We start from the raw sequence: 12,650 nt of genomic DNA on the forward strand, positions 1-12,650 counted from the left end.
TCCCATACGTCAGTCCAAGACACCCGTTCCATACAACCGTCATAGACAAGCGTTTTATACGTGTGTATGTTTCTCGGCATGACGAACCCCGCCGCCACAGCGCGACTCGCCGGCCGCCGCGAATGGACCGCCTTCACCGTCCTGCTGCTGCCCCTGCTCCTGGTCTCGATGGACGTCTCGGTCCTCTACTTCGCCATCCCGGCGATCACCGAGCAGCTGGACCCGAGCGCCACTCAGCAGCTCTGGATCTTCGACAGCTACGCCTTCGCCCTCTCCGGCCTGCTGATCACGATGGGTTCGCTCGGCGACCGGATCGGCCGCCGCAGGCTGCTGCTGATCGGCGCCGGCGCCTTCGGCCTCGCCTCGGTGGGCGCCGCCTACGCCACCAGCGCCGAGATGCTCATCGCCGCCCGTGTCCTGCTCGGCGTCGGCGGCGCGACCCTGATGCCGTCCACGCTCGCCCTCGTCCGCAACCTCTTCCAGGACGCCAAGCAGCGCGGCAAGGCCATCGCCATCTGGTCCGGAGCCATGACCGGCGGCATCGCCCTCGGCTCCGTGCTGAGCGGCGTGATGCTGAACCACTTCTGGTGGGGCTCCGTCTTCCTGATCAACGTGCCCGCGATGGTGCTGCTGCTGGCCCTGGTCCCGGTCCTGGTCCCGGAGTTCAAGGACCCCGCCCCCGGCCGCTTCGACCTGTGGTCCGTCCCGCTGTCCATGGCCGCCGTGCTGCCGGTCGTGTACGGCCTCAAGGAGATCGCCGCCGAGGGGTTCGAGCCCCTCCACCTGGCCTGCCTCGCCGTCGGACTGCTCTTCGGGTACGTCTTCGTCCGCCGCCAGCGCAGCCGTGACGACGCCATGGTCAGCCGCTCGCTGTTCCGGGGCCGCGGTTTCGGCGCAGGCATCGCCCTGAACACCCTCGCCGCCTTCGCCATGCTCGGCTCGGCCTACTTCACCACCCAGTACCTCCAGTCGGTGCTCGGCATGGGCACCCTGGAAGCCGCCCTGTGGAGCCTCGCCCCTTCGGTGGTCATCGGCGCGGCGGCCCCGGTCTCCGCGGCCCTGGCCCAGAAGACGGACCGGGCCTACGTCGTCGCCGGCGGCTTCGTCCTCGCCGCCGCCGGCTTCACGCTGATCGGCCTGGTGGACACCGACTCGCTGTGGCTGATCCTGGCCGGCGCCGGAGTCCTGGCCTCGGGCATCGTCACCGTGATGTCCCTGGTCTCCGACATGGCCCTGGGCGCGGCCCCCGCCGAGAAGGCCGGTTCCGCCGCCTCCCTGCTGGAGACCGGTACGGAGTTCGGCGGCGCCCTGGGCATGGCGGTCCTCGGCAGCCTGGGCACCGCGGTCTACCGCAGCGACCTGGCGGACGCCGAGCCCGCCGCACGGGAGACCCTCGGCGGCGCCGTCGCCGCCGCACACCAGATCGGCGGGGCTGCCGGCGAGCAGGTCCTGGCCCTGGCCCGCGAGGCCTTCGTCCACGGCATGCAGTACGCAGCCTGGGGCGGTACGGCGCTGCTGCTCGGGGCGGCCGTGCTCGCCGCCGCGCTGCTGCGGGGCATCGGCGCCCCCGCCCCGGCCGCGGCGGAGCCCGCCGGAGCCACCGGGGCGCGGGCCCACGAAGCGGCGTACAACTGACCGGTACGACACGGCACGACGCGACATGGCGCGAAACGGCGGGGCGCGGCGCGGCGCAGCCGGCGGAACGCGGAAGGGCCCGGGGTCTCCCCCGGGCCCTTCCGCATGTCACTGCCGTGGCGGCGTCAGGCGAGGCTGACGGTGCGCGCCGAGGCGGCGCCGATCTCGGAGGCGATGTCGGCGAGGACCCCCGCCGGCACCTCGGCGTCGACGGTGAGGACCGCGAGGGCCTCGCCGTGCTCCTCCGCGCGGGCGACCTGCATGCCCGCGATGTTCAGGCCGCCCTCGCCGAGGACGCGGCCGACGGTGCCGACCACGCCGGGGCGGTCGGTGTAGCGCAGCACGATCATGTAGTCGGCGAGCGCCAGGTCCACGTCGTACTCGCCGATGCCCACGATCTTCTGAAGGTGCTTCGGGCCCGCGAGCGTGCCGGAGACCGACACCTCCTGACCGTCCGACAGGGTGCCGCGGACGGTCACCACGTTGCGGTGGTCCGGGGACTCCGAGCTGGTGGTCAGACGGACCTCGACGCCGCGCTCCTGCGCGAACAGCGGGGCGTTGACGTAGGAGACCGTCTCGTCGACGACGTCCTCGAAGACACCCTTGAGCGCGGACAGTTCGAGCACCTTGACGTCGTGCTGGGTGATCTCGCCGCAGACCTCGACGTCGAGGCGGACCGCGACCTCGCCCGCGAGGGCGGTGAAGATGCGGCCGAGCTTCTCCGCGAGCGGCAGCCCCGGACGGACGTCCTCGGCGATGACGCCGCCCTGGACGTTGACGGCGTCCGGTACGAGCTCACCGGCGAGGGCCAGGCGCACCGACTTGGCGACCGAGACACCGGCCTTCTCCTGGGCCTCGTCCGTGGACGCACCGAGGTGCGGGGTGCAGACGACCTGGTCGAGCTCGAAGAGCGGGGAGTCCGTGCAGGGCTCCTTCGCGTACACGTCGAGGCCGGCGCCGGCGACGCGGCCCTCCTTGATGGCCGAGTACAGGGCGGCCTCGTCGACGATGCCGCCGCGCGCGGCGTTGACGATGCGGACCGACGGCCTGACCTTGCGCAGGGCCTCGTCCCCGATGAGACCGAGGGTCTCAGGGGTCTTGGGCAGGTGCACTGTGATGAAGTCGGCGACCTCCAGGAGCTCGTCCAGCGTCAGCATCTTGACGCCCATCTGGGCGGCGCGCGCGGGCTGGACGTAGGGGTCGTACGCGACGATCTTCATACCGAAGGCCGACATGCGCTGCGCGACGAGTACGCCGATGCGGCCGAGGCCGACGACGCCGAGGGTCTTCTCGCTGAGCTCGACGCCCGTGTACTTGTTCCGCTTCCACTCGCCGTTCTTCAGGGCGGTGTTGGCCTGCGGGATGTTGCGGGCGGTGGCGACGAGCAGACCGCAGGCGAGTTCGGCCGCGGTCACGATGTTCGAGGTCGGGGCGTTGACGACCATCACGCCGGCCTTGGTGGCGGCGGAGACGTCGACGTTGTCCAGACCGACGCCGGCGCGGGCGACGACCCTCAGCTTCTTCGCCGCGGCGATGGCCTCGGCGTCGACCTTGGTGGCGGAGCGGACGAGGATCGCGTCGACGTCGACGATCGCGGGGAGCAGCTCGGCGCGGTCGGCGCCGTTGCAGTGGCGGATCTCGAAGTCCGGGCCGAGCGCCTCGACGGTGGCGGGCGACAGCTCTTCGGCGATGAGTACGACAGGTTTCGAGCTCACGTGGGTCATCCTCACAAGTCCAGTGCGGACGGCCGTCCCGACGGCCGCAGGCGGTGGAGGGGGTAGCCGCGTGGAAGACGCACGACACTGTGGGCCTGACGCGTATGTGTTGAGCAGTGTAGTGGCGCTGACGGACCGGTTTTCCGCCTGTACGGAAGGATCACTCTTCCGTGGTTGGCCGGGTTGGACAAGCCATGCCCGTGAGGGCCCCGTTCCCGGCACTCCGGCCACCGGCGCGGCATGTGCCGTACCGCCCGGTGATGCGCGGCGGGGCCGTGACTCGACCGTCCCGGCCCCACCGCCGCGAGATCAGCTCTCGTCGTTGTCGACCCAGCTCATCAGCTTGCGCAGCTTCTTGCCGGTGGTCTCCAGCAGGTGCTCCGAGTCGGCCTTCTTGTACTCGTTGTACTTGGGCAGACCGGCCTTGTACTCGGCCATCCACTCCTCGGCGAACTTGCCGCTCTGGATCTCCTCGAGGACCTTCTTCATCTCGGCCTTGGTGGCGTCGGTGATGACGCGCGGGCCGGTGATGTAGTCGCCCCACTCGGCGGTCTCGGAGACCGACCAGCGCATCTTCTCCAGACCGCCCTCGTACATGAGGTCGACGATGAGCTTCAGCTCGTGCAGGCACTCGAAGTAGGCGATCTCCGGCTGGTAGCCCGCCTCGGTCAGGGTCTCGAAACCGGCCTTGACCAGCGCGGACGCACCACCGCAGAGGACGGCCTGCTCACCGAACAGGTCGGTCTCGGTCTCCTCGGTGAAGGTGGTCTTGATGACGCCGGCGCGGGTGCCGCCGATGCCGGCCGCGTAGGAGAGCGCCAGGTCGAAGGCCTTGCCGGTGGCGTCCTGCTCGACGGCGGCGATGCACGGGACCCCGCGGCCCTCCTCGTACTGGCGGCGGACCAGGTGGCCCGGGCCCTTCGGCGCGACCAGGGCGACGTCCACGTTGGTGGGGGGCTTGATGAAGCCGTAGCGGACGTTGAAGCCGTGGCCGAAGAAGAGCGCGTCGCCCTCCTTGAGGTGGTCCTTGATGGACTCCTCGTAGATCTCGGCCTGCAGCGGGTCCGGGGTGAGGATCATGATGACGTTCGCCCACTCGGCGGCCTCGGCCACGGGGACGACCTTCAGGCCCTGCTCCTCGGCCTTGGCCTTGGACTTCGAGCCCTCCTTCAGGCCGACGACGACGTCGACGCCGGAGTCACGGAGCGACAGCGCGTGGGCGTGGCCCTGGCTGCCGTAACCGATGACCGCGACCTTGCGGCCCTGGATGATGGACAGGTCGGCGTCGTTCTCGTAGAACAGCTCGGCCACTGGGATATCTCCTTGGTGCGCTGGTGTTGCTCCCACCGTACGGCGGGGAACGGAATCTGAGTCTGTCGGTCTCGCTATGCGGGCCGAGCGTGTCTGCCGGGGCCCGGGGCGCCGCCGTGGCGCGGCCGCCGGGCCGGCCGGGTCAGGCGCTGCGGTCGAGCGCGCGCAGGCTGCGGTCCGTGATGGACCGTCCGCCGCGCCCTATGGCGATCGTGCCGGACTGCACGAGCTCCTTGATGCCGAAGGGCTCCAGCATCTTGAGCATCGCGCCGAGTTTGTCGGTACCGCCGGTCGCCTCGATGGTGACGGCCTCGGGGGAGACGTCGACCGTCTTGGCGCGGAACAGCTGGACGATCTCGACGATCTGCGAGCGGGTCTCGTTGTCGGCGCGGACCTTCACCAGGACGAGTTCGCGCTCGATGGCGTTGTGCGGCTCCAGCTCGACGATCTTGAGGACGTTGACCAGCTTGTTCAGCTGCTTGGTCACCTGCTCCAGCGGGAGGTCCTCGACGTTGACGACGATGGTGATGCGGGAGATGTCGGGGTGCTCGGTGACGCCGACCGCGAGGGAGTCGATGTTGAACCCGCGGCGGGAGAACAGGGCGGCGATCCGGGCGAGGATGCCTGGCGTGTTCTCGACCAGGACGGAGAGCGTGTGCTTGGACATGTGAGGCGTTCTCTCTCTCGGGCTCTCTCGGCTCAGTCGTCTTCGTTGTCGCCGAAGTCGGGACGGACGCCCCGGGCTGCCATGACCTCGTCGTTGGAGGTGCCGGCGGCGACCATCGGCCACACCATGGCGTCCTCGTGGACGATGAAGTCGATGACGACGGTACGGTCGTTGATCGCGTTGGCCTCGGCGATGACCTTGTCGAGGTCGGCCGGGTCCTCACAGCGCAGCGCCACGCAGCCCATGGCCTCCGAGAGCTTGACGAAGTCCGGGACGCGCGTGCCCTTGCGGGGGGCGATGGACTCGCCGAGCTGGGAGCCGACGGTGTCGTGACCGGTCTCGTCGGCGTGCAGGACGGTGTTGGAGTACCGCTGGTTGTAGAACAGCGTCTGCCACTGGCGCACCATGCCCAGCGCACCGTTGTTGATGATCGCGACCTTGATCGGGATGTTGTTCAGGGCGCAGGTGACCAGTTCCTGATTGGTCATCTGGAAGCAGCCGTCGCCGTCGATCGCCCAGACCGTGCGCTCGGGCATGCCGACCTTGGCGCCCATCGCGGCGGGCACCGCGTAGCCCATCGTTCCGGCGCCGCCGGAGTTCAGCCAGGTGCGGGGCTCCTCGTACTTGACGAAGTGCGAGGCCCACATCTGGTGCTGGCCTACACCGGCCGCGAAGACCGTGCCCTTCGGCGCGAGCGCGCCGATCCGCTCGATGACCTGCTGCGGCGAGAGGCTGCCGTCCGCGGGGAGGTCGTAGCCCAGCGGGTAGGTCTCGCGCCAGCGGTTGAGGTCGTTCCACCAGGCGGTGTAGTCGCCGGCGTTGCCTTCGGTGTGCTCGGCCTGGACCGCCTGGATCAGGTCGGCGATGACCTCGCGGGCGTCACCGACGATCGGGACGTCGACGGCGCGGTTCTTGCCGATCTCGGCCGGGTCGATGTCCGCGTGGATGATCTTGGCGAAGGGGGCGAAGCTGTCCAGCTTGCCGGTGACGCGGTCGTCGAAGCGGGTGCCCAGCGCGATCAGCAGGTCCGACTTCTGCAGCGCGGTGACGCCGGTGACGCTGCCGTGCATGCCGGGCATGCCGACGTGCAGCGGGTGGCTGTCGGGGAAGGAGCCGAGGGCCATCAGGGTGGTGCAGACCGGGACGCCGGTCAGCTCGGCCAGGACCTTCAGCTCGGCGGTGGCGCCGGACTTCATGACGCCGCCGCCGACGTACAGCACCGGGCGCTTGGCCTGGCAGATGAGCTTGGCGGCCTCGCGGATCTGCTTGGCGTGCGGCTTGGTGACCGGCCGGTAGCCGGGGAGGTCCTGGGAGGGCGGCCACGAGAAGGTCGTCTTCGCCTGCAGGGCGTCCTTGGCGATGTCGACGAGGACCGGGCCGGGACGGCCGGTGGCGGCGATGTGGAACGCCTCGGCGATCGTCTTCGGGATGTCCGCGGCCTTGGTGACCAGGAAGTTGTGCTTGGTGATCGGCATGGTGATGCCGACGATGTCCGCCTCCTGGAAGGCGTCGGTGCCGATCGCCTTGGAGGAGACCTGGCCGGTGATCGCGACGAGCGGGACGGAGTCCATGTGGGCGTCGGCGATCGGGGTGACCAGGTTGGTGGCGCCCGGGCCGGACGTGGCCATACAGACGCCGACCTTGCCGGTGGCCTGGGCGTAGCCGGTGGCGGCGTGGCCGGCTCCCTGCTCGTGGCGGACCAGGATGTGACGGACCTTCTTCGAGTCCATCATCGGGTCGTACGCGGGGAGGATGGCACCTCCCGGAATCCCGAAGACGGTGTCGCACCCCACCTCTTCGAGAGAGCGGATGAGGGACTGCGCACCCGTGACGTGCTCAACTGCGGCGGACTGCTGTCCGCCGGAACGGGGCCGCGGCTGCGGATGGTGGGCCCCGGTGGCCTGCTCGGTCATCGGCATTCTCTTCTCGAAGCTGAGGGTTTTACGCGGATTCGACTCTGTGCCAGTGCAACAAAAAACCCCTCGTGCCAGGAGGCAAGCGAGGGGAGCGCGTCGGGTGTGTTGAGCGGGGACATGCAGGTCCCAGCTTCAGCCGACGCGCTTTCCAAGTACGAGAATTCGGGTGCGCATGGCATTGACCCTCCCTCTGGCGGGAGGGTGATGTCAAGTAGGTGGGACGGGCGTCTCATTATGTGAGCCTCTGCGGATGACCATGGAGCCCCCGGAGGAGCCGCCCGCCAGTGCGGGCTGGGCCGCTCCCCCTGGTACTGGGAACGTACCGCGCACCAGCGCACGGCGCAGCCTGTACTCGTCGAGGGGGCCGGAAAAGGCCACCCCCTGGCCGTGTGTGCACCCCATCGCACGCAGAGCGGCCACCTGCTCGGGCAGGTCCACCCCGTCGGCCACGGACCGCATGCCGAGGTCGTTTGCGATCCGCAAGAGACCCGCTGTGATCTTGTGCAGCCGGGCGGACTCGACCACCCCCTCCACCAGGCCCCGGTCCAGCTTGAGCATGTCCACGGGCAGGCGGCGCAGGGCGCTGATCGCGGCGTAGCCGCTGCCGAAGCCGTCCAGGGAGATCCCCACCCCGAGCCGGTGCAGGGCCGCCAAGCGGCGCTCCAGGTCGTCGAAGGGGACCCTTGGGTCGGACACGGCGAGCTCCAGCACCAGGGCCCCGGAAGGCAGGCCGTGCCGGTTAAGCAGGGCTTCCACGCTGCCGAGCGGCATGGCACTGTCCAGGAGCCGCTGGGCGGTCATCCGTACCGCCACGGGCACGTCGTGCCCGGCCCGGTGACGGTCGGCGGCCTGCTCGACGGCCTCCTCCAGCAGCCAGCGGCCCAGCTCGGCGGTGCGCGAGGCGTCGGGACCGGAGCCGGAGCCGCCGCCAGCCGCGCCCTCGCTGTACTCGGCCACCCGGAGGAACTCCGCCGGCGTGAAGAGGATCCCCTGGGCCGAACGCCACCGGGCCTGCGCGGCGACGGCCGCGATCTCGCCGGTGGCCAGCGAGACCACGGGCTGGTGCAGCAGGGCGAACTCGCCCTCGTGCAGTGCGGTGCGCAGCCGGCCGGCCAGCTCGGCCTTTCGGACCACCTCGGCCTGCATCTGCGGGGCGTACGTCTCGACGCGGTCCTTGCCGCCCGCCTTGGCCCGGTACATCGCCAGGTCCGCGTTGCGCATCAGGTCCGAGGGGGTGATTCCGGGGTCGGCGAAGGCCACGCCGATGCTGGCGGCCACCCGTACCTCGCTGCCGCCGATCCGGTACGGCTGGGAGAGCCTGGTGCGCAGCCGGTCGGCGATCTCGCGGACCTGGTACTCGCGGGCGCTGCGGTCGCGGTTGCCGTCGCCCAGGATCAGCGCGGCGAACTCGTCGCCGCCGAGCCGGGCGGCGGTGTCCCCGGCGCGGACCGAGTCCTGGAGCCTGCGCGCGGCCTCGATGAGCAGCTCGTCGCCGGCCTGGTGGCCGATGGTGTCGTTGACCGCCTTGAAGCCGTCGAGGTCGATGAAGAGCACGGCGGTGCTGTGGTCGCCGGCGCGCCGGCCGGTCAGGGCCTGGCGGACGCGGCGGGTGAACAGAGCCCGGTTGGGCAGGTCGGTCAGCGGGTCGTGCTCGGCGCTGTGCTGGAGCTGGGCCTGGAGCCGGACGCGCTCGGTGACGTCGCGGCTGTTGAGGATGAGCCCGCCCTGGTGGCGGTTGACGGTGGACTCCACGTTGAGCCACTCGCCGCCGCCCGACCTGAAGCGGCATTCGATGCGGGTGGTGGGCTCCTCGGTGGGCGGTGCGGCGAGGAAGCGGCGCACCTCGTGGACCACCCGGCCGAGGTCGTCGGGGTGGATCAAGGTGGCCAGTTCGGTGCCGACCAGCTCCTCCGCCTCGCGGCCGTACACCCCGGCGGCGGCCGGGCTCACGTAGCGCAGGGTCCCGGTGGGTGCGGCGATCATGATGACGTCGCTGGAGCCCTGGACGAGGGAGCGGAAGTGGTTCTCCTTCTGGGCCAGTTCCTGCGTCAGGGCGATGTTGTCGAGGAGCATGATGCCCTGCCGGATGACGAGGGCGAGCACGACGGTGCAGCCGGTGAACACGACCATCCGATCGACCTTCCGGCCGTCCACGACGTTGTAGAGGATGCCGAGGGTGCACACGGCGGCCGCGAGGTACGGCGTGAGGGCCGGCAGGGATCCGGTGATCGGGCGGCTGTGCGGGCGGTCCCTGCGCGGGTGCCCGTGCGGCACCTGGCCCTGGTGCATGCGCCGGGCGCCCCAGGGGGCGTACGCGAGCAGCAGCGAGCCGGCGAACCAGCCGGCGTCGAGCAGCTGCCCGGACTGGTACTCGGCGCTCAGCAGGGGCGAGGTGAACAGGGCGTCGCTGAGGACGGTCAGCGCCAGCGCCGCGATGGCGGTGTTGACGGCGGAGCGGTTGGTCTCGCTCCGCCGGAAGTGCAGCACGAGGACCATCGAGACGAGCGCGATGTCCAGCAGCGGGTAGGCGAGGGAGAGCGCGGCGCGCGGGACGCTGCCGGGGGCGCCGGACTGCGCGGTCCGCGCCGCGTGGGCCAGGGCCAGGCTCCATGACAGGGTCAGCAGGGAGCCGCCGATGAGCCAGGAGTCGAGTCCCAGGCACACCCAGCCGGCGCGGGTGACCGGCCGTTTGGCGAGGACGAGGAGGCCCACGATGGCGGGCGGGGCGAAGCAGAGGAAGGCGAAGTCGGCGAGCGAGGGCTTCGGCACGTCCTGGCCGAGGACCACCTCGTACCAGCCCCAGACGGCATTGCCGCAGGCGCCCATGAGGGAGGAGAAGGCGAAGAGCAGCCAGGCGGGGCGTTCCCGGCTGTCGATCGTGCGCGCGTAGGTGTAGCAGGAGACGGCGGCGAGCAGTCCTGCGGCGCTGAGTCCGAAGTCGCCCATGATCTCAGCGACTTCCTCGGACCCCCAGTTGAGGGCGGCGCCGACGGCGTACCCGCCGCTGACGACCGCGAGGATCAGCTGCATCGCCAGGCCCCTGCCTCCGCCCGAGACGGACGGCCGGTCCAGGAGCGCCGCCCCCGGCGTGCTCACCGGTCCCCCTCGCCGGCCGGTTCCGGCGCGGCCCAGTCCCGGCAGCGCCGCCTCCGGCGGCTGTGCCGCGTCGGATCCTTCGTCCATTGGCCGTGCATCGCCCGTCGCCCCCCAAAGTGTCCGATCACTCCCCAGCGCCAGACGTTCGTGGCGCAGCCCCTTCTTCCGGACGATACACCACTTTCGTCACTCAGGGACATAGTTGTTCTACGCTGCGTTACCGAGCAGGGAGTTGAGGCAACCGATCGCATTCGGATGGCTGCGGAGCGTACAGGGCAAGGTCTATTCGGTGATCAGCACCGTGTGTTCCACGGGTTCTCCGGCGGCGAAGCGAGTGAGCTGGCGGGCCACCAGGCGCCTGGCGCGGGGCTCGAACGCAGAACTGCTGCCGCCGACGTGAGGCGTGATCAGGACGTTCGGGGCGTGCCAGAGCGGATGGCCGGCGGGCAGCGGTTCCGGGTCGGTGACGTCGAGCGCCGCGCGCAGCCGGCCCGACTCCACCTCCGCCAGCAGGGACTTGGTGTCCACGACGGGGCCGCGCGAGACGTTCACGAGCAGGGCCCCGTCCTTCATCCGGCCGAGGAACCCGGCGCCCACCAGACCCCGGGTGGCATCGGTCAGGGGCGTCACGAGGATGACCACGTCCGCCTGCGGCAGGAGCCGGGGCAGGTCGGCGATGGCGTGCACCGGCCCGCGTGCCGTGGTCCGCGCCGAACGCGCGACGCGTTCGATCCGCTCGCACTCGAAGGGTACGAGGCGGTCCTCGATGGCGGAGCCGATGGATCCGTAGCCGATGATCAGAACTGACTTGTCAGCGAGGGCGTCGTAGAAGCCGGAACGCCATTCCTCGCGGTCCTGCCCGCGGACCATGCCGGGGATGCCGCGCAGGGACGCGAGGGTCAGCGTGAGGGCCAGTTCGGCGGTGCTGGCCGTGTGGACCCCCACTGCGTTGCACAGCCGTACGCCCGGAGGCAGGTCTCCGAGGCGGCCCAGCACGTCGTCGATGCCGGCCGTCAGGGTCTGGACGACCCGTACGGCGGACATCGCGGCCAGCGGGCGCACGGTGACCTCGGCGGACTTCATGTAGGGGGCCACGTAGAAGACGCAGTCGGCCGGATCGGCCGGGAAGGCGTCCTCACCGTCCCACTGGCGGTACCGGAAGGAGTCGGGGAGGCCGGCGACCTCTTCGGCGGGGAAGGGGAGCCAGACGTCCCGTGGCGTTGCAGTCATGATCACGAGGCTATGCCAAGCCGTCTTGATCAAGCCGTTAGTTTGGTTGCCGGAGCGGAGGGGGACGCAGGGGTGGAGCGCAGGTCGATCGGGGCGGGGGCGCTGAGCGTGGGCGCCGTCGGCCTCGGCTGTATGCCGATGAGCTGGGCGTACACGCCTTCGCGGCGGCGGGGGCACGAGTCGCTGGCCGCCGTGCACGCCGCGTTGGACCTGGGGTCGAACCTGCTGGACACGGCCGATGTGTACGGGCCGTTCACCAACGAACTGCTGCTGGGGCGGGTGCTGCGGGAGCGGCGGTCCGACGCGTTCGTGTCGGCGAAGGTCGGGCTGCGGGCGGGCGACCAGCACGTGGTGGCCGACGGCCGGCCCGGCTACCTGAGGCGGGCGTGCGACGCCTCGCTGCGGCGCCTGCGCACCGATGTCATAGACCTCTACCAGCTGCACCGGGTGGACCCCGAGGTTCCGGTGGAGGAGACCTGGGGTGCCATGGCGGAGCTGGTGGGCGCGGGAAAGGTGCGGGCCCTCGGCTTCTGCGCACTGGGGGCGAGCGCCGGCCCCGGTGCCGGGCGGCGCGGTGACCGCGGGTACCGGACGACGCTGCGGCACCTGGAGCGACTGCAGCAGGTCTTCCCGGTGAGCGCCGTGCAGGCGGAGCTGTCGGTGTGGTCGCCGGAAGCGGCGTGGCAGCTGCTGCCGTGGTGCGCGGCGCGCGGGGTGGGCTTCCTGGCGGCGATGCCGCTGGGCAGCGGGTTCCTGACGGGGACGCTCACGCCGGGCGAGGGCTTCGAGCCGCAGGACGTCCGGGCCAGGCACCCGCGGTTCACGGCGGAGGCGATGGCCTCGAACCAGGTGCTGGTGGCGGGGCTGCGGCGGGTGGCGCGGCGGCACGGGCCCGAGGTCACGGTCGCGCAGGTGGCCCTGGCCTGGGTGCTGGCCCAGGGGCCGCAGGTGGTTCCGGTGCCCGGGGCGGACCGCGCGCGCTGGGCGGTGGAGAACGCCGGTGCGGCGCGGCTGCGGCTCACGGCCGGGGACCTGGCCGAGATCGCGGGCCTTCCGGTCGACGTGGGAGCCTGGGACTGA

The 12,650-nt window shown here is 70.9% G+C and carries 8 protein-coding genes; 2 read left to right on the top strand and 6 right to left on the bottom strand.

What is annotated here, in order from left to right:
- The first annotated feature begins 78 nt into the window (after window positions 1–78).
- Window positions 79–1,635, top strand: coding sequence for an MFS transporter (locus ACZ3X1_RS11470; RefSeq protein WP_467278844.1), 1,557 nt, complete (start codon window positions 79–81; stop codon window positions 1,633–1,635).
- A gap of 125 nt (window positions 1,636–1,760) precedes the next feature.
- Here ACZ3X1_RS11470 and serA read toward each other — a convergent pair whose 3' ends face one another.
- The 6 genes from serA to ACZ3X1_RS11500 form a co-directional block, all read right to left on the bottom strand.
- Window positions 1,761–3,350, bottom strand: a complete 1,590-nt coding sequence (gene serA, locus ACZ3X1_RS11475) for a phosphoglycerate dehydrogenase (protein ID WP_467278848.1) — start codon at window positions 3,348–3,350, stop codon at window positions 1,761–1,763.
- Between the two features lie 309 nt (window positions 3,351–3,659).
- Entirely contained in the window at window positions 3,660–4,661 is a 1,002-nt protein-coding gene (ilvC, locus tag ACZ3X1_RS11480) for a ketol-acid reductoisomerase (protein WP_030664757.1), read from the bottom strand.
- A 142-nt stretch (window positions 4,662–4,803) separates the two neighbouring features.
- Window positions 4,804–5,328 carry an acetolactate synthase small subunit gene (gene ilvN, locus ACZ3X1_RS11485; protein WP_069922074.1) on the bottom strand — a complete coding sequence of 175 codons (525 nt, stop codon included), beginning with the start codon at window positions 5,326–5,328 and terminating at the stop codon, window positions 4,804–4,806.
- Between the two features lie 32 nt (window positions 5,329–5,360).
- Complete coding sequence (locus tag ACZ3X1_RS11490) at window positions 5,361–7,247, bottom strand: acetolactate synthase large subunit (protein ID WP_356810589.1); 1,887 nt, start codon at window positions 7,245–7,247, stop codon at window positions 5,361–5,363.
- Window positions 7,248–7,451: 204 nt separating this feature from the next.
- On the bottom strand, window positions 7,452–10,340 hold the full coding sequence (locus tag ACZ3X1_RS11495) for a putative bifunctional diguanylate cyclase/phosphodiesterase (protein ID WP_467279510.1): 2,889 nt from the start codon (window positions 10,338–10,340) through the stop codon (window positions 7,452–7,454).
- Between the two features lie 282 nt (window positions 10,341–10,622).
- On the bottom strand, window positions 10,623–11,570 hold the full coding sequence (locus tag ACZ3X1_RS11500; protein WP_356810590.1) for a 2-hydroxyacid dehydrogenase: 948 nt from the start codon (window positions 11,568–11,570) through the stop codon (window positions 10,623–10,625).
- A gap of 72 nt (window positions 11,571–11,642) precedes the next feature.
- Between ACZ3X1_RS11500 and ACZ3X1_RS11505 the strand changes: the two genes are divergently transcribed.
- Complete coding sequence (locus tag ACZ3X1_RS11505; protein ID WP_467278858.1) at window positions 11,643–12,650, top strand: aldo/keto reductase; 1,008 nt, start codon at window positions 11,643–11,645, stop codon at window positions 12,648–12,650.

The organism is Streptomyces sp. NPDC023541 (assembly GCF_055559995.1).